The 22492-nt window shown below is 68.8% G+C and carries 14 protein-coding genes, 1 tRNA gene and 3 pseudogenes; 15 read left to right on the top strand and 3 right to left on the bottom strand.

Annotated elements, in window-relative coordinates:
• The first annotated feature begins 67 nt into the window (after positions 1-67).
• The 4 genes from AC4IHM_RS13040 (at position 68) to AC4IHM_RS13025 (ending at position 3771) form a co-directional block, all read left to right on the top strand.
• Positions 68-625: a TetR/AcrR family transcriptional regulator gene (locus AC4IHM_RS13040; protein WP_490867218.1), complete on the top strand. Its 558-nt coding sequence runs from the start codon at positions 68-70 to the stop codon at positions 623-625.
• A gap of 131 nt (positions 626-756) precedes the next feature.
• Positions 757-2220, top strand: a complete 1464-nt coding sequence (locus tag AC4IHM_RS13035; RefSeq protein WP_490867217.1) for an MFS transporter — start codon at positions 757-759, stop codon at positions 2218-2220.
• A gap of 33 nt (positions 2221-2253) precedes the next feature.
• Entirely contained in the window at positions 2254-2634 is a 381-nt protein-coding gene (locus AC4IHM_RS13030) for a DUF3291 domain-containing protein (protein WP_490867216.1), read from the top strand.
• Positions 2635-2715: 81 nt separating this feature from the next.
• Positions 2716-3771, top strand: a complete 1056-nt coding sequence (locus tag AC4IHM_RS13025; RefSeq protein ID WP_490867215.1) for a UDP-N-acetylmuramate dehydrogenase — start codon at positions 2716-2718, stop codon at positions 3769-3771.
• A gap of 336 nt (positions 3772-4107) precedes the next feature.
• Here AC4IHM_RS13025 and AC4IHM_RS13020 read toward each other — a convergent pair whose 3' ends face one another.
• Both AC4IHM_RS13020 and AC4IHM_RS13015 read right to left on the bottom strand, forming a co-directional pair.
• Positions 4108-5139: an adenosine deaminase gene (locus AC4IHM_RS13020; RefSeq protein ID WP_490867214.1), complete on the bottom strand. Its 1032-nt coding sequence runs from the start codon at positions 5137-5139 to the stop codon at positions 4108-4110.
• A gap of 125 nt (positions 5140-5264) precedes the next feature.
• On the bottom strand, positions 5265-6491 hold the full coding sequence (locus tag AC4IHM_RS13015; protein ID WP_490867213.1) for a pyridoxal phosphate-dependent aminotransferase: 1227 nt from the start codon (positions 6489-6491) through the stop codon (positions 5265-5267).
• A gap of 303 nt (positions 6492-6794) precedes the next feature.
• Here AC4IHM_RS13015 and AC4IHM_RS13010 point away from each other — a divergent pair.
• The 11 genes and pseudogenes from AC4IHM_RS13010 to AC4IHM_RS12960 all read left to right on the top strand — a co-directional run bounded on the left by AC4IHM_RS13010 (position 6795) and on the right by AC4IHM_RS12960 (position 21069).
• Positions 6795-6867, top strand: a tRNA-Trp gene (locus tag AC4IHM_RS13010).
• 108 nt (positions 6868-6975) lie between these two features.
• Positions 6976-7263, top strand: a complete 288-nt coding sequence (gene secE / locus AC4IHM_RS13005; RefSeq protein ID WP_490867212.1) for a preprotein translocase subunit SecE — start codon at positions 6976-6978, stop codon at positions 7261-7263.
• 80 nt (positions 7264-7343) lie between these two features.
• Complete coding sequence (gene nusG / locus AC4IHM_RS13000; protein WP_490867211.1) at positions 7344-8201, top strand: transcription termination/antitermination protein NusG; 858 nt, start codon at positions 7344-7346, stop codon at positions 8199-8201.
• A 179-nt stretch (positions 8202-8380) separates the two neighbouring features.
• Positions 8381-8815, top strand: coding sequence for a 50S ribosomal protein L11 (rplK, locus tag AC4IHM_RS12995; protein ID WP_003974315.1), 435 nt, complete (start codon positions 8381-8383; stop codon positions 8813-8815).
• Between the two features lie 86 nt (positions 8816-8901).
• A complete protein-coding gene (gene rplA / locus AC4IHM_RS12990) occupies positions 8902-9627 on the top strand; it encodes a 50S ribosomal protein L1 (RefSeq protein ID WP_193482367.1) in 726 nt (241 codons plus the stop codon).
• Between the two features lie 148 nt (positions 9628-9775).
• Positions 9776-10618 carry an SCO4651 family lipoprotein gene (locus AC4IHM_RS12985; RefSeq protein WP_490867210.1) on the top strand — a complete coding sequence of 281 codons (843 nt, stop codon included), beginning with the start codon at positions 9776-9778 and terminating at the stop codon, positions 10616-10618.
• Between the two features lie 167 nt (positions 10619-10785).
• Positions 10786-11652, top strand: a complete 867-nt coding sequence (locus AC4IHM_RS12980; RefSeq protein WP_490867209.1) for an SCO4651 family lipoprotein — start codon at positions 10786-10788, stop codon at positions 11650-11652.
• Positions 11653-11955: 303 nt separating this feature from the next.
• Positions 11956-12486, top strand: a complete 531-nt coding sequence (gene rplJ, locus AC4IHM_RS12975) for a 50S ribosomal protein L10 (protein ID WP_398916628.1) — start codon at positions 11956-11958, stop codon at positions 12484-12486.
• Between the two features lie 123 nt (positions 12487-12609).
• Positions 12610-12994, top strand: a pseudogene (gene rplL / locus AC4IHM_RS12970) (50S ribosomal protein L7/L12).
• Positions 12995-13584: 590 nt separating this feature from the next.
• Positions 13585-17071: pseudogene (gene rpoB, locus AC4IHM_RS12965) on the top strand (DNA-directed RNA polymerase subunit beta).
• A 98-nt stretch (positions 17072-17169) separates the two neighbouring features.
• A complete protein-coding gene (locus AC4IHM_RS12960; RefSeq protein ID WP_490867208.1) occupies positions 17170-21069 on the top strand; it encodes a DNA-directed RNA polymerase subunit beta' in 3900 nt (1299 codons plus the stop codon).
• A gap of 69 nt (positions 21070-21138) precedes the next feature.
• Here AC4IHM_RS12960 and AC4IHM_RS12955 read toward each other — a convergent pair.
• Positions 21139-22429: pseudogene (locus AC4IHM_RS12955) on the bottom strand (hypothetical protein).
• Positions 22430-22492 lie beyond the last annotated feature (63 nt).

Below are 22492 nucleotides of genomic sequence, written 5' to 3'. Positions count from 1 at the left end.
TCCTCTTTTCCGCCGCCGCGCGGGGGACGCCTTGACGTAGTTAGTGATTGAGTACTAACTTTCTCGCATGGTCAGGATGAGCGCAGAGGAGCGGCGCGAGAGCGTCATCCGCGCCGCAATGAGCGAGTTCGCCCGGGGCGGCTACTACGGCACGTCCACGGAGGCCATCGCCAAGCGGGTGGGGGTCTCCCAGCCGTACCTCTTCCGGCTCTTCGCGAGCAAGAGGGCGATCTTCCTCGCGGTGGCCGAGCGCTGCCTCCAGGACACCCGTCGCGTATTCGAGACGGCGTCCGAGGGCCTGCACGGCGAAGACGCCCTGCAAGCCATGGCCGAGGCCTACACACGGCTGATCACCGAGCAGCCCGAGAAGCTCCAGATGCAGTTGCAGGTGTACGTCACGGTCGCGGCGGCCGAGGCGAGCGGGGACCACGAGTTCGGCGAGATGGTGCGCAAGGGCTGGCTGGAACTCTGGGACGCCGTGCGCCTGCCTCTCGGCGGCGACGTCGACGAGGCGACCAACTTCATGGCGTACGGCATGCTCATCAACACCCTGGCCGGCATGGGCTTTCCGGCGGAGCACCGGATCTGGGCCGGTGTCCACGTCACGGTGCCGGGCGGCTCCTAGCACCGCAGGGCGGCGGCCGTACGCGCTTCCGTGCGCCCGAAAAAGTTAGTAATCAATTACTAATCAACCTGGGCGCAACCACCACGACGCACCCCACACAACACAAGCAGCGGCCACCCTCTGGGAGAGAGATGTCACAGCACAGCGCACGTCAGAGCACACGCGGCGGGGGAGTCGGCTGGGCCCTTGTCATCACCGGCGTCGCCGGTTTCATGGCGGCCCTGGACAACCTCGTCGTCACCACCGCCCTGCCCTCCATACGGGAGGACCTGGGCGGCGCGCTGCACGACCTGGAATGGACCGTGAGCGCCTACACGCTCACCTTCGCCGTCCTCCTGATGTTCGGCGCGGCCCTGGGTGACCGCTTCGGCCGCCGCAAGCTCTTCCTCGTCGGCATCACCGTCTTCACCGCCGCCTCCGCCGCCGCGGCCATGGCGCCCGGCATCGACTCGCTCATCGCCGCCCGCGCGGTCCAGGGCGTCGGCGCCGCGATCATGATGCCGCTGACGCTCACCCTGCTGACGGCCGCCGTGCCCGCCGAACGCCGCGGGATGGCGTACGGCATCTGGGGCGCCGTCAACGGGCTCGCCGTGGCCTCCGGGCCCCTGGTCGGCGGCAGCCTCACCGAGCACATCTCCTGGCAGTGGATCTTCTGGCTGAACGTCCCACTGGGGCTGGCCCTGCTGCCCCTCGCCCGCCTCCGCCTCGCCGAGTCGCACGGCACCGGCGCCCCACTGGACATCCCCGGCACACTGCTCGCCAGCAGCGGACTCTTCGGCATCGTGTACGGCCTGGTCCGCGGGCCCGTCGACGGCTGGACCGGCACGGTGGTACTGACGGCCCTGTTCGCCGGCGCCGCGCTGTTCGCCGGCTTCATTCTCTACAGCACCCGCGCCAGGAACCCCATGCTCCCCATGCGGCTGTTCCGCTCCCGCGCCTTCGCCGGCATCAACGCGGCGAGCCTGCTGATGTTCCTGGGCATGTTCGGCTCGATCTTCCTGCTCAGCCAGTACATGCAGGGCGTACTCGGCTACTCGCCCACCGAGGCGGGCCTGCGCATGCTGCCCTGGACCGGCATGCCGATGCTGGTCGCGCCGATCGCCGGCATCCTCTCCGACCGGATCGGAGGACGCCCGGTCGTCGCGACCGGACTCTTCCTCCAGGCGGCCGGCCTCGGCTTCCTCGCCCTCGTGGTCACGGCCGACGCCTCGTACGCGATCCAGCTGCCCGGTCTCATCCTCAGCGGGATCGGCATGGCCCTGTACTTCGCTCCCGCCTCCGCACTGGTGATGTCCAGCGTCGCGGCGAAGGAACAGGGCATCGCCTCCGGTGCCAACAACGCGCTGCGCGAGCTGGGCGGCGCGCTCGGCATCGCCGTCATGTCCTCGATCTTCGCGGCCCAGGGCGGTTACACGTCCGCGCAGTCCTTCGTCGACGGGCTGCGGCCCGCGGTCGTGGTGGGCGCCATGGTGGTCGCCCTCGGCGGCGTCGCGGTCCTGTCGATCCCGTCCCGCCGCCAAAACGGCCGGACACCGACGGACACCCCGGAGGCGGAGCCGGCCCTCGTCCCGGCCGCACAGACGACCGCCCACTGACCGCACAACGGACGAGCCCCGAAGGAGCCCGCCATGCCCACCCTTCCCTGGACCGTGCCGAACCAGCCTCCGCAGGCCACCGAGGTTCACGTCTTCGCCTCCCGCTTCGAGACCCGCACCCTGTGGGGAGCGCTGAAGTTCCTCGCGCGCACGCCGGGCGTGTGGTGGCAGGTCAGGAGCGCGCCCGGGGCGTACGGCGCCTCCCTGAAGGCGCAGCCCCTCAAGCGGATCTTCTGGACAGTGTCCGCCTGGGAGTCGCCCGAGGCCCTCAAGGACTTCGCCCGCTCCGGCACCCACGCGCCGACCTCCCGGGGGCTGGCCGCGCAGATGCGGCACTCGAAGTTCGCCTCCTGGCCGGCGTCGAGCGACGAACTCCCCGTGAGCTGGGCCGAGGTACGCCGGCGCCTGACGTGAGGAACGGGAAACGCCCCGCCGACCGGCCGGGGCGTTTCCCGCTGCCCGGGGCTGTCAGTGCCGTCTCGTAGTCTTGGGCGCGTGCAGGAACTCCACGATGCTCCCCTCGCCCCGCTGACCACCTTCCGCCTGGGAGGACCGGCGGCCCGGCTGATCACGGCCACCACCGACGCCGAAGTGATCGCCGCCGTCCGCGAGGCCGACGACGCGGGCGCACCGCTGCTGCTCATCGGCGGTGGCTCCAACCTGGTCATCGGCGACAAGGGCTTCGACGGCACCGCCGTGCACATCGCCACGCGCGGCTTCCGGCTCGACGGCACGACGCTGGAGCTCGCGGCCGGCGAGGTGTGGACCGACGCCGTCGCCCGCACCGTCGGGGCCGGACTGGCCGGCGTCGAGTGCCTGGCCGGCATCCCCGGCTCGGCCGGCGCCACCCCCATCCAGAATGTCGGGGCGTACGGCCAGGAGGTCGCCTCCACGATCACCGAGGTGACGGCGTACGACCGCAGGAACGGCCGCACGGTCACCCTCTCCAACGCCGACTGCGCCTTCTCCTACCGCCACAGCCGCTTCAAGGCGGAGCCCGAGCGGTATGTCGTCCTGCGGGTCCGCTTCGAGCTGGAGGACGCCGGCGGCCTCTCCGCCCCCCTGCGCTACGCCGAGACGGCCCGCGCCCTCGGTGTCGAGGCGGGCGAGCGGGTCCCGCTGACCGACGCGCGGGGCACCGTGCTGAAGCTGCGCGCGGGCAAGGGGATGGTCCTGGATCCCGAGGACCACGACACCTGGTCGGCCGGGTCGTTCTTCACCAACCCGATCCTCACGGACGAGGAGTTCGCGGCCTTTCGCGCGCGCGTGGACGAACGCCTGGGCGCCGGCACGGAGCCGCCCGCCTTCCCGGCGGGGGAGGGACGTATCAAGACCTCCGCGGCGTGGCTGATCGACAAGGCCGGCTTCACCAAGGGCTATGGCACCGGTCCCGCCCGCATCTCCACCAAGCACACCCTCGCCCTCACCAACCGGGGCGGGGCGACCACGGAGGATCTCCTCGCCCTGGCCCGCGAGGTCGTCGCCGGAGTCCGCGAGGCGTTCGGCGTCACGCTGGTCAACGAGCCGGTGACGGTCGGCACCAGCCTCTAGCCTCCGGCGGGCGGGGGTGGGTTCGGGTTCCTGGCCCGGCGTCGCGGAGGCACCCGGCGTGGGTGCGGGCCGGGGGGCGTTGCGCAGCCCGGCGCCCCTGGGTGCCGCTGCGCCCACCCGTGCCGCCCTGGGGGTACCTCCCAGGGCGTTCAGGCACTGGGGGAGGCACGACTGCCCGCAGCTGGGGGGCGCCCGCAGTGGTTGGCGTCCGCGCCCCTGCAAGTGACCGATTCCGCGCCGTTCCGAGCACGGACACCCCCCGGCACGCCCCCGCCCCCCACCGAACCGAACGCGCTACCCGCACCCCCACCGAACCCGCCCAGGCCGCCGCAGGCATCACAGGGCCAGCCAGTCATCCACCCCCGCCAGCAGCTTCGCCTTCACATCCGAGGGCGCCGCCGACCCCCGCACCGACTGCCGCGCCAGTTCCGCCAACTCCGCGTCCGTGAACCCATGGTGCTCCCGCGCGAACTCGTACTGGGCCGCCAGCCGCGACCCGAACAGCAGCGGATCGTCCGCGCCCAGCGCCATCGGCACCCCCGCCTCGAACAGCGTCCGCAGCGGCACGTCCTCCGGCTTCTCGTACACACCGAGGGCGACATTCGACGCCGGGCACACCTCGCACGTCACCTGCCGGTCCGCCAGCCGCTTCAGCAGCCGCGGATCCTCCGCCGCCCGCACCCCGTGCCCGAGCCGGTCGGCCTCCAGGTCGTCCAGACAGTCCCGCACCGACGCCGGCCCGGTCAGCTCACCCCCGTGCGGCGCGGACAACAGCCCTCCGTCCCGCGCGATCGCGAACGCCCGGTCGAAGTCCCGGGCCATACCCCGCCGCTCGTCGTTGGACAGCCCGAACCCCACCACCCCCCGGTCCGCGTACCGCACCGCGAGCCGCGCCAGCGTCCGCGCGTCCAGCGGATGCTTCATCCGGTTCGCGGCGACCAGCACCCGCATCCCGATCCCGGTGTCGCGCACGGTCGTCTCCACCGCGTCCAGGATGATCTCCAGCGCCGGAATCAGCCCGCCCAGCCGAGGGGCGTACGACGTTGGATCCACCTGGATCTCCAGCCACCCCGACCCGTCCCGCAGATCCTCCTCCGCGGCCTCCCGCACCAGCCGCTGGATGTCCTCCGGTTCCTGGAGGCACGACCGCGCCGCGTCGTACAACCGCTGGAAACGGAACCAGCCCCGCTCGTCCGTCGCCCGCAACTTGGGCGACTCCCCGTGGCCCAGCGCCTCGGTCAGCGTCTCGGGCAGACGCACGCCGTGCTTGTCGGCCAGCTCCAGCAGGGTCGCGGGCCGCATCGACCCGGTGAAGTGCAGATGCAGATGGGCCTTCGGCAGTTCAGAGACATCACGTACACGCTCCATTCCGCGATCCTGCCGTACGGCACGCCCGACCCGACAGCACTTTCCCCGTTCGTGGTCTTGCTCGCACAAACAAACAGGGCACCCCTCGACGCCGAGGGGTGCCCTGCCAGGACGGTGAAGGGCGCTCAGTCCCGCGCCTCCGCCAGCAGTTTCTGGATCCGGCTCACGCCCTCGACGAGGTCCTCGTCCCCGAGCGCGTACGACAGCCGCAGGTACCCCGGTGTGCCGAACGCCTCCCCCGGCACCACCGCGACCTCGACCTCCTCCAGGATGAGCGCGGCCAGCTCGACCGTGTCCCGCGGACGCTTGCCGCGGATCTCCTTGCCGAGCAGCGCCTTCACCGACGGGTAGACGTAGAACGCGCCCTCCGGCTCCGGGCACACCACACCGTCGATCTCGTTGAGCATCCGCACGATGGTCCGACGGCGCCGGTCGAAGGCCTCCCGCATCCTCGCCACCGCCTCCAGGTCACCGGAGACCGCGGCCAGCGCCGCCGCCTGGGACACGTTGGACACGTTGGACGTGGCGTGCGACTGGAGGTTCGTCGCGGCCTTGACGACGTCCTTCGGGCCGACGACCCACCCGACCCGCCAGCCGGTCATCGCGTACGTCTTCGCGACGCCGTTGACCACGATGCACTTGTCCCGCAGCTCGGGCAGCAGCGCCGGCATGGACACGGACACGGCGTCGCCGTAGACGAGGTGCTCGTAGATCTCGTCGGTCAGCACCCACAGGCCGTGCTCGACGGCCCACCGGCCGATCGCCTCGGTCTCGGCCTCCCCGTACACGGCCCCCGTCGGGTTCGACGGGGACACGAAGAGGACGACCTTCGTCTTCTCGGTGCGCGCGGCCTCCAACTGCTCCACGCTCACCCGGTAACCGCTGGTCTCGTCGGCGACGACCTCGACGGGGACACCGCCGGCCAGCCGGATCGACTCCGGATACGTCGTCCAGTACGGCGCCGGGACGATGACCTCGTCACCCGGGTCGAGGATCGCGGCGAACGCCTCGTAGATGGCCTGCTTGCCGCCGTTGGTGACCAGGATCTGCGAGGGGTCGACCTCGTAGCCCGAGTCGCGCAGCGTCTTCGCGGCGATCGCGGCCTTCAGCTCGGGCAGCCCGCCGGCCGGCGTGTAGCGGTGGAACTTGGGGTTCTTGCACGCCTCGACGGCGGCCTCGACGATGTAGTCCGGCGTCGGGAAGTCGGGCTCACCGGCGCCGAAGCCGATCACCGGACGTCCGGCGGCCTTGAGGGCCTTCGCCTTGGCGTCCACGGCGAGGGTCGCGGACTCGGAAATCGCGCCGACTCGGGCGGAGACCCGGCGCTCGGTGGGAGGGGTTGCAGCGCTCATGACCCCATCGTTTCAGACCGGAAACTTCCCCGGCACACGGGTTTCACGGACTGAACGGGATCGAAGCGGCCGAGGCGGACACCTGAACAACAGTCCGGATGTCCCGCGCCACCGCCCCCCATCCGCCCCGCGGCCAGGGCGATCTTCGGCCGGAACGGCCGGACATGGCCTCCCACGCGCGCTTTCTGTTCGACGCTGGGCCCGGGAGCACGTACACTCCTACCTCGTTGGCCTTCAGCGGCCCGCACTCACCCGGTGCACACCAAGCATCCGGGCGGATGCGGTACGTTGGTGGACGAACAAAGGGTCGTAGCTCAATTGGTAGAGCACTGGTCTCCAAAACCAGCGGTTGGGGGTTCAAGTCCCTCCGGCCCTGCTACACACACCTTCGCCAGGATGTGTGCGCATGTACGTACAGCAATGCACCGCCGTGCGGCTCCAACCGGGCGCGGCACGGCCACGACCCGGAATCAGGTGAGGACGAGTGACGGACGCCGTGGGCTCCATCGACATGCCTGATGCCCAGGACGAGGCGCCGGACTCCAACAAGAAGTCGCGCAAGGGCGGCAAGCGCGCCAAGAAGGGCCCGCTGAAGCGCCTCGCGCTCTTCTACCGCCAGATTGTCGCGGAGCTGCGCAAGGTTGTCTGGCCGAGCCGCAATCAGCTGACGACGTACACCACCGTGGTGATCATCTTCGTGGTCATCATGATCGGCCTGGTGACTCTGATTGACTATGGATTCAGCCACGCCGCCAAATACGTCTTCGGCTGAGTCGAGAGCGAAGGGCGCCGAGGTACCCGGCGCCCCTTTCGCGTGTTCCACCCCTATGTATCCAGGAAGAAGCAGCCACAGTGTCTGACCCGAACGTGAACGACGCCATCGAGCCGGTCGAGTCCGTCAAGGACGTGCCCGGCACCGTCGAGGGCGCCGGCAACGAGGACACCGAGGCCTCCACCGAGGTCGAGGCTGCCGACGACGCCGTCGCCGCGGACGCGGCGGAGGCCGCGGAGACCACCACGGAGGCCGAGGGCGAGACCGCCGACGCGGAGAGCCCCGAGGCGGAGAGCGCCGAGGTCGAGCCCGAGCCCGAGCTGGACCCGATCGAGAAGCTCCGCCAGGAGCTGCGCGTCCTCCCCGGCGAGTGGTACGTCATCCACACCTACGCCGGTTACGAGAACCGCGTGAAGACCAACCTCGAACAGCGCGCCGTCTCGTTGAACGTCGAGGACTACATCTTCCAGGCCGAGGTGCCGCAGGAAGAGGTCGTCCAGATCAAGAACGGCGACCGCAAGACGATCCGGCAGAACAAGCTGCCCGGCTACGTGCTGGTCCGCATGGACCTGACCAACGAGTCCTGGGGCGTCGTCCGCAACACCCCCGGCGTCACCGGCTTCGTCGGCAACGCCTACGACCCGTACCCGCTGACGCTGGACGAGATCGTCAAGATGCTCGCCCCGGAGGCCGAGGAGAAGGCGGCCCGCGAGGCAGCCGAGGCCGAGGGCAAGCCGGCTCCGCAGCGCAAGGTCGAGGTCCAGGTCCTGGACTTCGAGGTCGGCGACTCGGTCACGGTCACCGACGGCCCGTTCGCGACGCTGCAGGCCACGATCAACGAGATCAACGCCGACTCGAAGAAGGTCAAGGGCCTCGTCGAGATCTTCGGCCGCGAGACCCCGGTCGAGCTGAGCTTCGACCAGATCCAGAAGAACTAGTTCGTCACAGGTTCGGCTGGACCCACAGCGTCCGAGCAGGTCAGGCCCTCGCGCGAGCGACCGCCTGACCTGCTCGGTTTTTGGCCGCGCATCTGTACCCGTTATCGTTGTGCGGTATGCCTGTGTCCGGGTCGCCCCGGTGCGCAGGCAGGACCCGAATCGAAAGGACCCGGAGAGCAATGCCTCCCAAGAAGAAGAAGGTCACGGGGCTCATCAAGCTCCAGATCCAGGCCGGTGCCGCGAACCCGGCCCCGCCGGTCGGCCCCGCGCTGGGTCAGCACGGCGTCAACATCATGGAGTTCTGCAAGGCCTACAACGCCGCGACCGAGTCGCAGCGCGGCTGGGTCATCCCGGTGGAGATCACGGTCTACGAGGACCGTTCCTTCACCTTCATCACCAAGACGCCGCCGGCCGCCAAGATGATCCTCAAGGCCGCGGGCGTGGAGAAGGGCTCCGGCGAGCCGCACAAGACCAAGGTCGCGAAGATCACGCGTGACCAGGTCCGCGAGATCGCCACCACCAAGATGCCCGACCTCAACGCCAACGACCTGGACCAGGCGGAGAAGATCATCGCCGGTACCGCTCGTTCCATGGGCGTCACGGTCGAGGGCTGACCTCCACCACCCCCGTAAGCCAGACAGAAGTGTGGAAGGGCCGGCTCGGCCCGGACCACGACTCCTAAGAAGCCACAGGAGCAGTAGTGAGCAAGCGCAGCAAGTCTCTCCGCGCTGCGGACGCCAAGATCGACCGGGAGAAGCTGTACGCCCCGCTCGAGGCCGTCCGTCTCGCCAAGGAGACCTCCACGACCAAGTTCGACGGCACCGTCGAGGTCGCCTTCCGCCTGGGTGTCGACCCGCGCAAGGCCGACCAGATGGTCCGTGGCACCGTGAACCTCCCGCACGGCACCGGTAAGACCGCCCGGGTCCTGGTCTTCGCGACCGGCGACCGTGCCGAGGCCGCGCGTGCCGCGGGCGCCGACATCGTCGGCGCCGACGAACTGATCGACGAGGTGTCGAAGGGCCGTCTGGACTTCGACGCCGTCGTCGCCACCCCGGACCTCATGGGCAAGGTCGGCCGCCTCGGCCGCGTGCTCGGTCCCCGTGGTCTCATGCCGAACCCCAAGACCGGCACCGTGACCCCGGACGTCACCAAGGCTGTCAACGACATCAAGGGTGGCAAGATCGAGTTCCGCGTCGACAAGCACTCGAACCTGCACTTCATCATCGGCAAGACGTCGTTCGACGACACCAAGCTGGTGGAGAACTACGGCGCGGCGCTGGAGGAGATCCTCCGTCTGAAGCCGTCCGCCGCCAAGGGCCGCTACATCAAGAAGGCCGCCATCAGCACCACGATGGGCCCCGGCATTCCGATCGACTCCAACCGCACCCGCAACCTCCTCGTCGAGGAGGACCCGGCCGCGGTCTGAGCGAGCAGCTCGCCCCACCGGTTCACGGGCCCCGCACCTTCCGAGGTGCGGGGCCCGTCCCCTTTTCCCGTACGGACGCCGCAGGCCTGGGTTAACGTGCGGGCAGCGAACTCACGTACGGGGCGAGGGCGGCAGGGGTGGTGGCCGGATGACGAGCACGGCGCGGGCGGCGGGCCCGGCGGTACGCCGTACGGGCGTCTCGATCGCGGTGTCGGCCGTGCTGGCGTGCGTCACCGCCTGCACCTCCTCCGGCGGGCCCGGCGACCCGCCGTCCGCGAGCACCCCGGCCCCGGCCCTCACCGGACCGTCGGCCGCGTCCCTGCGCTCCGTGGAGCGGGCCACCGAACGGGCGGGTTCGGCGCGGGTCGAGTCCACGACCGTCATGGGCCGCGAACTGTCCCTCGACGCCGCGGGCGTCCTCGGCTGGCGCGACGGCGACGGCCTCACCGGCACCCTGACCATCACGTACACGGGCGGCACTACCGCCGAGACCATGCGCGGGCTCGGCACCACCGCGATGGAGGCCCGGTACCTGCCCGACGCCTACTACGCCAGGATGGGCGACGAGTTCGCCGAACGGGCGGGCGGCCGGCACTGGATCAAGTACGTCTACGCCGACCTGGAGGACCTCGGCGACGGCGCGGGCGCCGGGTTCGCGGACCAGATGCGCAACACCACGCCCCACCAGGCGGTGAAGCTCCTGCTGGCCTCCGGTGACGTGCGCGAGGTGGGCGAGGAGACGACCCGCGGTCGGCGCACCACGCACTGGTCCGGCACGGTGGGCGGGGCCACCGCCCAGAGCGTCGACATCTGGGTCGACGACCGGGACCTGCTCGTCAAGAAGGTCGAGCGGGGGCGCACGGAGACCGGGAAGCTGACCCAGACCGCGTACTACAGCGACTACGGGGTCGCCGTCTCCACCGAGCGGCCCCCGTCCGGCGACACGGCGGACTTCAAGGAGCTGCTGAAGGGACAGGGTGGCGGCCTGTGACCCGGCCCGCAGGTCAGGGCACCGAGCGCCCGGCCGGGCGGGCGGAAATCAACAAGATCGTTCGAACCATTCCGGCTACGCTCGCGTCCTTGTGGTGGAGAAGTCGCTGTGTGGCGGCAGTCCGTCTCCTGTGTTCTGTGCTCCTTGAATCCCGTGGGGGGAAATCCATGAAGACTTGCCTGCGCACGCCGGTCGGCGCCGGGCTGGCCGCGCTGCTGCTCGCCGCCGGCGCGGTGGGCTGTTCCAAGGGCGGCGGTGACGAGAAGTCCCCGGAGACGGCCCCGGAGATGGCCCCGGCTGCGGCGGCCGTCGCCAAGGCGGCGAAGAACACGGAGCAGATCGACTCCTTCCGCTACCGCATGACCGGGAAGACCCCGCAGGAGGGGCGCGTCGAGGCCACGGCCGAGATGCAGGTCAAGCCCGCCGTAGCGATGAGCATGAAGATGACCGCGCTCGACCGGGGTGCCGGCGCCTCCGAGGCGGAGATCCGGCTCGTCGACAAGGCCATGTACGTCGGTGGCAACGCCGAGATCGCCAAGGAGACGGACGGCAAGAGCTGGGTCAAGTTCGACCTGGCCGCGCTGGGTGCCGACGAGGAGCTGAACCAGATGGCCGGCAGCTCCCAGGTCGAGAGGAACCCGGCGGTCGAGTCCTCGTTCCTCACCGACGCCGAGGATGTCGAGAAGGTCGGCGGCGAGACCGTCGACGGTGTGAAGACCACCCACTACAGGGGCGCGGTCTCCCTCGCCGACCTGGAGAAGTCCCTCGCGGGCGAGGACAAGGCCACCCGGGAGAGCCGCCGCGGGAGCGTCGAGCAGTACAAGAAGATGGGCGTCGGCAAGCTCACGGTGGACATGTGGGTCGACGGGAGAGAGCGGACCAAGCAGCTCCGCATGCGCGGCGACGCCGAGAGCGGCCCGCTGGACATGACCATCACCTTCCTCGGCTTCAACGAGCCCGTGAAGGTCACCGCCCCGCCGGCCGGGGACACCCTCGACATGGCCGAGATGATGAAGGAGGCCCAGCAGGGCTGACCGGCCTGCCGGGTCGCCGCAGGGGTGGATTTGCTTGACACTGCCCCGTTCCCGTACGCTTCCACTCGAAGCCAAAGACCGCTGGTCGTTGCCGTGTGCTCGTGAGAGGGCACGGTGGCCGAAGGATCCGCTGAACTGCGGACGACCCGCGCAGGTGACTGTGGATGTGCTCCCGGAATCCCGCTCCATGAGTGTGACCCCGGTCGAGCCACGCCCCGTGCGCCTGCGCCGGGGCGTTTCGTTTTCCCCAGTCCTCCTTCGGGTCCGCGCGGTCCGAATCACCCGGAAGGAGGCCGAGGCTCTATGGCGACGCCCGACAAGGCTGCCGCGGTTGCCGAGCTGACGGACAAGTTCCGCAGCTCCAACGCCGCCGTGCTGACCGAGTACCGCGGTCTCACCGTGGCGCAGCTCAAGACGCTGCGCCGGTCGCTCGGTGAGAACGCCCAGTACGCCGTGGTGAAGAACACGCTGACCAAGATTGCGGCCAATGAGGCCGGGATCTCGACGCTGGACGACCACTTCAATGGTCCGACGGCTGTCGCCTTCATCACCGGTGACCCGGTGGAGTCGGCGAAGGGTCTGCGCGACTTCGCCAAGGACAATCCGAACCTCGTCATCAAGGGCGGTGTCCTTGACGGCAAGGCGCTGTCCGCCGACGAGATCAAGAAGCTCGCGGACCTCGAGTCCCGCGAGGTTCTGCTCTCCAAGCTGGCGGGTGCCTTCAAGGGCAAGCAGTCCCAGGCTGCTCAGCTCTTCCAGGCGCTCCCCTCGAAGCTCGTCCGCACCGTGGACGCGCTCCGTGCCAAGCAGGACGAGCAGGGCGGTGCCGAGTAACTCGGCTCGCTTTCCGATCCTCGCCGCGTGAACCGCACGAGGTGAGGGTCGTTGCGGGCCCGACGTACGCCCGCCTCACCCCGTACATCCGGCACCTGCCGAATTAGTGGAAGGACCGCCATCATGGCGAAGCTCAGCCAGGACGACCTGCTCGCCCAGTTCGAAGAGATGACCCTCATCGAGCTGTCCGAGTTCGTGAAGGCCTTCGAGGAGAAGTTCAACGTCACCGCCGCCGCCGCGGTCGCCGTCGCTGGTCCGGCCGGTCCGGCCGCGCCCGTCGAGGCCGAGGCCGAGCAGGACGAGTTCGAACGTCATCCTCACCGGTGCCGGCGACAAGAAGATCCAGGTCATCAAGGTCGTGCGCGAGCTGACCTCCCTGGGTCTGAAGGAGGCCAAGGACCTCGTGGACGGCGCCCCGAAGCCCGTCCTCGAGAAGGTCGCCAAGGACGCCGCCGAGAAGGCCGCCGAGTCCCTCAAGGGCGCCGGCGCCTCCGTCGAGGTCAAGTAGGACCGTACGGGCGCCACGGGTCCGAACAGGGCCTGTAACGCCCAGGCACCGAAGAGCGATCATCCATCCGGGTGGTCGCTCTTCGGTGTGTCCGGGGTCCGGCGGCGGCTGCCTTGCACGCGTGACGGTGAAGAGTAGGGTGATCTTCGTCGTGCCGTCGCCGGGGCCCTGAGAGCCCCCAGGCGACAACCGGTTTGGGCAAGGGGGGCCTTGACGAACCGCACGCAGCGCGCAATTCTCAGGGCGTCGTCACAAGGATCCGAATCCGAGGCATGGATCGACGGCGAAGAGGGCAGTATCTGGGTGCGTTGAGGGCGAGGCCTTGCCGCACAGGTGGTGAGAACAACGAGGAGCGAACACGGTCCCCGAGAGCTGCACTGGACATCAGTGTGCCAAGTGGCTACACTGACCCTTTGCGCTGCCTGTTAGCTGCCCCCTGCCCGTCACCAGGGGTCTGCCCTCGCCCGAGCACCGACGACCAGAGCATGCCCGACCTGGCTCTTCAGCCACATCAGGCACCCCCTGTCTTCGTGCACGGAAGAGGGGCCGGTACGCGCGTAGTGAGTCCGAGCCCTCGGAAGGACCCCCTCTTGGCCGCCTCGCGCAATGCCTCGACCGCGAATACGAACAACGCTGCCAGCACCGCCCCGCTGCGCATCTCCTTTGCAAAGATCAAGGAGCCCCTCGAGGTTCCGAACCTTCTCGCGCTGCAGACCGAGAGCTTCGACTGGCTGCTCGGCAACGACGCGTGGAAGGCTCGCGTCGAGTCGGCTCTGGAGTCCGGTCAGGACGTTCCCACCAAGTCCGGCCTGGAAGAGATCTTCGAGGAGATCTCGCCGATCGAGGACTTTTCCGGGTCGATGTCGCTGACGTTCCGCGACCACCGTTTCGAGCCCCCGAAGAACAGCATCGACGAGTGCAAGGACCGCGACTTCACGTACGCGGCCCCGCTCTTCGTCACCGCCGAGTTCACGAACAACGAGACCGGCGAGATCAAGTCCCAGACGGTCTTCATGGGCGACTTCCCGCTCATGACCAACAAGGGCACCTTCGTCATCAACGGCACCGAGCGTGTCGTGGTGTCGCAGCTGGTCCGTTCCCCCGGCGTCTACTTCGACTCCTCCATCGACAAGAACGTCCGACAAGGACATCTTCTCCGCCAAGATCATCCCGTCCCGGGGTGCCTGGCTGGAGATGGAGATCGACAAGCGCGACATGGTCGGTGTGCGCATCGACCGCAAGCGCAAGCAGTCCGTGACCGTCCTGCTCAAGGCCCTCGGCTGGACGACCGAGCAGATCCTCGAGGAGTTCGGCGAGTACGAGTCCATGCGCGCCACCCTGGAGAAGGACCACACCCAGGGCCAGGACGACGCGCTGCTCGACATCTACCGCAAGCTGCGTCCGGGCGAGCCCCCCACCCGGGAGGCCGCGCAGACGCTTCTGGAGAACCTCTACTTCAACCCGAAGCGCTACGACCTGGCCAAGGTGGGCCGCTACAAGGTCAACAAGAAGCTCGGCGCCGACGAGCCGCTGGACGCCGGCGTCCTCACCACCGACGACGTCATCGCCACCATCAAGTACCTGGTGAAGCTGCACGCCGGTGAGACCGAGACGGTCGGCGAGTCGGGCCGGGAGATCGTCGTCGAGACCGACGACATCGACCACTTCGGCAACCGCCGCATCCGCAATGTCGGCGAGCTGATCCAGAACCAGGTCCGTACGGGTCTGGCCCGTATGGAGCGCGTCGTGCGCGAGCGCATGACCACCCAGGACGTTGAGGCGATCACGCCGCAGACCCTGATCAACATCCGGCCGGTCGTCGCCTCCATCAAGGAGTTCTTCGGCACCAGCCAGCTGTCCCAGTTCATGGACCAGAACAACCCGCTGTCGGGTCTGACGCACAAGCGTCGTCTCAACGCGCTCGGCCCGGGTGGTCTCTCCCGTGAGCGGGCCGGCTTCGAGGTCCGCGACGTCCACCCGTCGCACTACGGCCGCATGTGCCCGATCGAGACGCCCGAAGGCCCGAACATCGGTCTGATCGGCTCGCTGGCCTCCTACGGGCGGATCAACCCGTTCGGCTTCATCGAGACGCCCTACCGCAAGGTCGTCGAGGGCCAGGTCACGGACGACGTGGACTACCTGACCGCCGACGAGGAGGACCGCTTCGTCATCGCGCAGGCCAACGCCACGCTCAACGACGACATGCGGTTCGCCGAGGCCCGCGTCCTGGTCCGCCGTCGTGGCGGCGAGGTCGACTACGTCCCCGGCGACGAGGTCGACTACATGGACGTCTCGCCGCGCCAGATGGTGTCGGTCGCCACCGCCATGATCCCGTTCCTCGAGCACGACGACGCCAACCGCGCGCTCATGGGCGCGAACATGATGCGCCAGGCCGTGCCACTCATCAAGAGCGAGTCCCCGCTCGTCGGCACCGGCATGGAGTACCGCTCCGCCGCCGACGCCGGCGACGTGGTCAAGGCCGAGAAGGCGGGTGTGGTCCAGGAGGTCTCCGCGGACTACATCACCACCACCAACGACGACGGCACGTACATCACGTACCGCCTGGCCAAGTTCTCCCGCTCCAACCAGGGAACCTCGGTCAACCAGAAGGTCATCGTCGCCGAGGGCGACCGGGTCATCGAGGGCCAGGTCCTCGCCGACGGCCCGGCCACCGAGAACGGCGAGATGGCGCTCGGCAAGAACCTGCTGGTCGCGTTCATGCCGTGGGAGGGTCACAACTACGAGGACGCGATCATCCTGTCGCAGCGCCTCGTGCAGGACGACGTCCTCTCCTCGATCCACATCGAGGAGCACGAGGTCGACGCCCGTGACACCAAGCTCGGCCCCGAGGAGATCACCCGGGACATCCCGAACGTCTCCGAGGAGGTCCTCGCCGACCTCGACGAGCGCGGCATCATCCGCATCGGCGCCGAGGTCGTCGCCGGTGACATCCTGGTCGGCAAGGTCACGCCCAAGGGCGAGACCGAGCTGACCCCGGAGGAGCGCCTGCTCCGCGCGATCTTCGGCGAGAAGGCCCGTGAGGTCCGTGACACCTCGCTGAAGGTCCCGCACGGCGAGATCGGCAAGGTCATCGGCGTCCGCGTCTTCGACCGCGAGGAGGGCGACGAGCTTCCCCCCGGTGTGAACCAGCTGGTGCGCGTGTACGTGGCGCAGAAGCGCAAGATCACCGACGGTGACAAGCTCGCCGGCCGGCACGGCAACAAGGGCGTCATCTCCAAGATCAACCCGATCGAGGACATGCCGTTCCTGGAGGACGGCACCCCGGTCGACATCATCCTGAACCCGCTGGGCGTCCCGTCCCGGATGAACCCGGGACAGGTCCTGGAGATCCACCTCGGCTGGCTCGCCAGCCGCGGCTGGGACGTCTCCGGCCTCGCGGAGGAGTGGGCGCAGCGGCTCCAGGTCATCGGCGCCGACAAGGTCGAGCCCGGCACCAACGTCGCCACCCCGGTCTTCGACGGTGCGCGCGAGGACGAGCTGGCCGGCCTGCTCCAGCACACCATCCCGAACCGCGACGGCGAGCGCATGGTGCTCCCGTCCGGCAAGGCGCGGCTGTTCGACGGCCGCTCCGGTGAGCCGTTCCCGGAGCCGATCTCGGTCGGTTACATGTACATCCTCAAGCTCCACCATCTGGTCGACGACAAGCTGCACGCCCGGTCGACCGGCCCGTACTCGATGATCACCCAGCAGCCGCTGGGTGGTAAGGCCCAGTTCGGTGGCCAGCGCTTCGGTGAGATGGAGGTGTGGGCGCTGGAGGCCTATGGCGCCGCGTACGCCCTCCAGGAGCTGCTGACCATCAAGTCCGACGACGTGACCGGCCGCGTGAAGGTCTACGAGGCCATCGTCAAGGGCGAGAACATCCCTGAGCCCGGCATCCCCGAGTCCTTCAAGGTGCTCATCAAGGAGATGCAGTCCCTGTGCCTCAACGTGGAGGTGCTGTCCTCGGACGGCATGTCCATCGAGATGCGTGACACCGACGAGGACGTCTTCCGCGCGGCGGAGGAGCTCGGCATCGACCTGTCCCGGCGCGAGCCGAGCAGCGTCGAAGAGGTCTGACGGGAGTTTCGGCGGGCCTTGAGCGATCAAGGCCCGCCGGCCCCAGGACCCCCGTTTCAGACCCCAAGACTTACAACCCTGAGAGGGATTGACGCATAGTGCTCAACGTCAACTTCTTCGACGAGCTCCGGATCGGTCTGGCTACCGCTGACGACATCCGTCAGTGGAGCCACGGCGAGGTCAAGAAGCCCGAGACCATCAACTACCGCACCCTCAAGCCCGAGAAGGACGGACTCTTCTGCGAGAAGATCTTCGGTCCGACCCGGGACTGGGAGTGCTACTGCGGCAAGTACAAGCGCGTCCGCTTCAAGGGCATCATCTGTGAACGCTGCGGCGTCGAGGTCACGCGCGCCAAGGTGCGCCGTGAGCGGATGGGCCACATCGAGCTGGCCGCTCCCGTCACCCACATCTGGTACTTCAAGGGCGTCCCGTCGCGGCTGGGCTACCTGCTCGACCTCGCCCCGAAGGACCTGGAGAAGGTCATCTACTTCGCGGCGTACATGATCACGTACGTCGACGAGGAGCGCCGCACCCGCGACCTGCCCTCGCTGGAGGCCCACGTCTCCGTCGAGCGCCAGCAGGTCGAGCAGCGTCGCGACGCCGACCTGGAGGCCCGCGCCAAGAAGCTCGAGACCGACCTGGCCGAGCTGGAGGCCGAGGGCGCCAAGGCCGATGTGCGCCGCAAGGTGCGCGAGGGCGCCGAGCGCGAGATGAAGCAGCTGCGCGACCGTGCGCAGCGCGAGATCGACCGCCTCGACGAGGTGTGGAACCGGTTCAAGAACCTCAAGGTCCAGGACCTTGAGGGCGACGAGCTGCTCTACCGCGAGCTGCGCGACCGCTTCGGCACCTACTTCGACGGCTCGATGGGTGCCGCGGCGCTGCAGAAGCGCCTGGAGTCCTTCGACCTCGACGAGGAGGCCGAGCGCCTCCGCGAGATCATCCGCACCGGCAAGGGCCAGAAGAAGACCCGGGCGCTCAAGCGCCTCAAGGTCGTATCCGCGTTCCTGCAGACCAGCAACAGCCCCAAGGGCATGGTGCTGGACTGCGTGCCGGTCATCCCGCCGGACCTGCGTCCGATGGTGCAGCTGGACGGTGGCCGCTTCGCGACCTCCGACCTGAACGACCTGTACCGCCGCGTGATCAACCGCAACAACCGCCTGAAGCGGCTTCTCGACCTCGGCGCGCCCGAGATCATCGTGAACAACGAGAAGCGCATGCTCCAGGAGGCCGTGGACGCGCTCTTCGACAACGGCCGCCGCGGCCGCCCGGTCACGGGCCCCGGCAACCGTCCGCTGAAGTCGCTGTCCGACATGCTCAAGGGCAAGCAGGGCCGCTTCCGCCAGAACCTGCTCGGCAAGCGGGTCGACTACTCGGCGCGTTCCGTCATCGTCGTCGGCCCGCAGCTCAAGCTGCACCAGTGCGGTCTGCCCAAGGCCATGGCGCTGGAACTCTTCAAGCCGTTCGTGATGAAGCGCCTGGTCGACCTGAACCACGCGCAGAACATCAAGAGCGCCAAGCGCATGGTCGAGCGCGGCCGCACGGTCGTGTACGACGTGCTGGAAGAGGTCATCGCGGAGCACCCGGTTCTGCTGAACCGCGCGCCCACCCTGCACCGCCTCGGCATCCAGGCCTTCGAGCCGCAGCTGGTCGAGGGCAAGGCCATCCAGATCCACCCGCTCGTGTGCACCGCGTTCAACGCGGACTTCGACGGCGACCAGATGGCCGTGCACCTGCCGCTGTCCGCGGAGGCGCAGGCCGAGGCCCGCATCCTGATGCTGTCCTCGAACAACATCCTCAAGCCGGCCGACGGCCGTCCGGTGACGATGCCGACCCAGGACATGGTCCTCGGTCTGTTCTTCCTCACCACCGACGGCGAGGGCCGCGACCTCAAGGGCGAGGGCCGTTCCTTCGGCTCGGCCGCCGAGGCGATCATGGCGTTCGACGCGGGCGACCTGTCGCTCCAGTCGAAGGTCGACATCCGCTTCCCGGTGGGCACCATCCCGCCCCGCGGCTGGGTTCCCCCGGTCCGCGAGGAGGGTGAGCCGGAGTGGCAGCAGGGCGACACCTTCACCCTGAAGACCACGCTGGGCCGCGCGCTCTTCAACGAGCTGCTGCCCGAGGACTACCCGTTCGTCGACTACGAGGTCGGCAAGAAGCAGCTCTCCGAGATCGTCAACGACCTCGCCGAGCGCTACCCGAAGGTCATCGTGGCGGCGACGCTCGACAACCTGAAGGCGTCCGGCTTCTTCTGGGCGACCCGCTCCGGTGTCACCGTGGCCATCTCCGACGTCGTCGTTCCCGAGGCGAAGAAGGAGATCGTCAAGGGCTACGAGGCGCAGGACGAGAAGGTCCAGAAGCAGTACGAGCGCGGTCTGATCACCAAGGACGAGCGCACGCAGGAACTCATCAACATCTGGACCAAGGCGACCAACGAGGTTGCCGAGGCGATGAACGAGAACTTCCCCAAGACCAACCCGATCTTCATGATGGTGAACTCGGGCGCACGAGGCAACATGATGCAGATGCGTCAGATCGCCGGTATGCGTGGTCTGGTGTCGAACGCGAAGAACGAGACGATCCCGCGTCCGATCAAGGCCTCGTTCCGTGAGGGCCTGTCCGTGCTGGAGTACTTCATCTCCACGCACGGCGCCCGCAAGGGTCTGGCGGACACCGCTCTGCGTACCGCCGACTCGGGTTACCTCACGCGTCGTCTGGTCAACGTCTCCCAGGACGTGATCATCCGCGAGGAGGACTGCGGCACCGAGCGCGGTCTGAAGCTGCCGATCGCCGTGCGCGAGGCCGACGGGACGCTGCGCAAGGCGGACGACGTCGAGACCAGCGTGTACGCCCGTATGCTCGCCGAGGACGTCGTCATCGACGGCAAGGTGATCGCGCCGGCCAACGTCGACCTCGGTGACGTGCTCATCGACCAGCTGGTGCACCACGGTGTCGAGGAGGTCAAGACCCGTTCGATCCTGACCTGCGAGTCCCAGGTCGGCACCTGCGCCATGTGCTACGGCCGTTCGCTGGCCACCGGCAAGCTGGTCGACATCGGTGAGGCGGTCGGCATCATCGCCGCCCAGTCCATCGGTGAGCCCGGCACCCAGCTGACGATGCGCACCTTCCACACCGGTGGTGTGGCCGGTGACGACATCACCCAGGGTCTGCCGCGTGTCGTCGAACTCTTCGAGGCCCGTACCCCGAAGGGTGTCGCCCCGATCTCCGAGGCCTCCGGCCGGGTGCGGATCGAGGAGACCGAGAAGACCAAGAAGCTCGTCGTCACCCCGGACGACGGCAGCGACGAGACGGCGTTCCCGATCTCGAAGCGCGCCCGTCTCCTGGTCGGCGAGGGCGATCACGTCGAGGTGGGCCAGAAGCTCACCGTGGGTGCCACCAACCCGCACGACGTGCTGCGCATCCTCGGTCAGCGGGCCGTCCAGGTCCACCTGGTCGGCGAGGTCCAGAAGGTCTACAACTCGCAGGGCGTGTCGATCCACGACAAGCACATCGAGATCATCATCCGGCAGATGCTGCGCCGTGTGACGATCATCGAGTCCGGCGACGCCGAGCTGCTGCCCGGCGAGCTGGTCGAGCGGTCGAAGTTCGAGACCGAGAACCGTCGTGTGGTCCAGGAGGGCGGTCACCCGGCCTCCGGCCGGCCGCAGCTGATGGGTATCACCAAGGCCTCGCTGGCGACCGAGTCGTGGCTGTCGGCGGCGTCCTTCCAGGAGACGACCAGGGTCCTGACGGACGCGGCGATCAACGCCAAGTCCGACTCCCTGATCGGCCTCAAGGAGAACGTCATCATCGGTAAGCTCATCCCGGCCGGTACGGGCCTGTCCCGCTACCGCAACATCCGGGTCGAGCCGACCGAGGAGGCCAAGGCCGCGATGTACTCGGCCGTCGGCTACGACGACATCGACTACTCGCCGTTCGGCACGGGCTCCGGCCAGGCCGTTCCGCTGGAGGACTACGACTACGGTCCGTACAACCAGTAGACGGGCAGTTCGAACGAAGGGCGGTCACCCCGTGGGGTGGCCGCCCTTCGGCGTGTGCGCGGCGGGTTCCTACGGCACGCCCAGCTCGAAGATGACGTAGTGCGCGTACCAGCCGGAGGCGACCGCGGCCGTGGTGAAGAAGACCGCGAGGCCGGGCTGCTTCAGGCGGCTCAGGGCCGCCGCCGGGGCGAGCAGGAGCGGGAAGGCGGGCAGCAGGTAGCGCATCGTGTTGCCGAACATCTGCTGGGTGCCCAGGACCGTGACGACGGTCGCCAGGGTGTACGCGACGAGCACCAGCGGGGGCCGCCTGCGCAGCATCAGGGCGATCAGGAAGGGCAGCGCCAGGACCAGTTGCAGCGAGAGCAGGTCCGGGGTGGAGAAGGCGAAGGGGTAGTCACCGCGGCCCACCGCGAGATTGCGCAGCACGTCCCAGGTGTAGGCGCCGTAGTCGAAGAAGTGCGCCCAGCCCTCGCGCTGGAGCGTGAAGTACGCCGTGGCCTCGCCGGTGCGCAGGCCGACCCAGGCGATGTACGAGAGCAGCCCGAGCGGCGCGACGAGCATCGCGTACACCGGGCCGCGCACGCCGTGTTCGCGCCGCGTCCCGGGGCGGGCCAGCGTCACCAGGGCGGCCAGGCCCACGGCGCCGATGAGGACGGCGGAGGTGGGGCGGTTCAGGCCCGCGACGAAGGCGAGCAGTCCGGCCGCCACCCAGCGCCGGGTCATCACCGCATAGCAGGCCCAGGCGGCGATGGCGACGAACAGGGACTCGGAGTAGACGGCCCACTCGACGCCCGCGCCGGGGGCGACCGCCCACAGTCCCGCGGCGACCGTGCCCGCACGGGCTCCGGCCAGGAGGCGGACCACCGCGAAGACGCCCGCCGCCGCGACGAACGACGACAGGACGGAGACCAGGATCCCGGAGCCGTACAGGCCGAGGCCCGTGGACTCCGAGACCATGCGGATCAGGGCCGGGTAGAGCGGGAAGAAGGCGACCGAGTTCTGCTGGACCGTGAACAGGCCCCCGGACTCGATCGGCACCAGCGAGGGGTGGTAGCCGTGTTCGGCGACCTGGAGATACCACCAGCCGTCCCAGGAGGCCAGGACGTTCCCACCAGTGCGCCCCGCCGCCGAAGCGCGGATTCTTCCCGCGGTAGTCCCCCGCGTACTCCAGCAGGGAGGCGAAGACGGCGAGGCCGACGAGCTTCGAGACGCCGTACAGGACGAGCGGGGGCAGGTAGGACCGCGCGCCGGCGGGCAGGGTGGGCGGCCAGGTCTTCCAGAAGCGTTCCCGGGGCCCGTCGGTCCGCCGCTCCGGTGCGGCCGACGGGTCGGCCGCCGGGCCGCCGGCGGCCGTGTCCATGGCTGTCATCCCCACCCTCAACCGTCAATTGCTGCCATAAGATCGCACAAGAGTCGCACATCT

The sequence above is a fragment of the Streptomyces sp. SL06 genome, from assembly GCF_058244745.1.
This window is presented reverse-complemented; position numbering and strand designations above follow the sequence as displayed.

Excerpts from the sequence above, each read along its gene's own strand:
- AC4IHM_RS13040 (WP_490867218.1), top strand. The coding sequence starts at position 68 with ATGGTCAGGATGAGCGCAGAGGAGCGGCGCGAGAGCGTCATCCGCGCC.
- AC4IHM_RS13035 (WP_490867217.1), top strand. The coding sequence starts at position 757 with ATGTCACAGCACAGCGCACGTCAGAGCACACGCGGCGGGGGAGTCGGC.
- AC4IHM_RS13030 (WP_490867216.1), top strand. The coding sequence starts at position 2,254 with ATGCCCACCCTTCCCTGGACCGTGCCGAACCAGCCTCCGCAGGCCACC.
- AC4IHM_RS13020 (WP_490867214.1), bottom strand. The coding sequence starts at position 5,139 with ATGGAGCGTGTACGTGATGTCTCTGAACTGCCGAAGGCCCATCTGCAT.
- AC4IHM_RS13015 (WP_490867213.1), bottom strand. The coding sequence starts at position 6,491 with ATGAGCGCTGCAACCCCTCCCACCGAGCGCCGGGTCTCCGCCCGAGTC.
- rplK (WP_003974315.1), top strand. The coding sequence starts at position 8,381 with ATGCCTCCCAAGAAGAAGAAGGTCACGGGGCTCATCAAGCTCCAGATC.
- AC4IHM_RS12985 (WP_490867210.1), top strand. The coding sequence starts at position 9,776 with ATGACGAGCACGGCGCGGGCGGCGGGCCCGGCGGTACGCCGTACGGGC.
- AC4IHM_RS12980 (WP_490867209.1), top strand. The coding sequence starts at position 10,786 with ATGAAGACTTGCCTGCGCACGCCGGTCGGCGCCGGGCTGGCCGCGCTG.
- rplJ (WP_398916628.1), top strand. The coding sequence starts at position 11,956 with ATGGCGACGCCCGACAAGGCTGCCGCGGTTGCCGAGCTGACGGACAAG.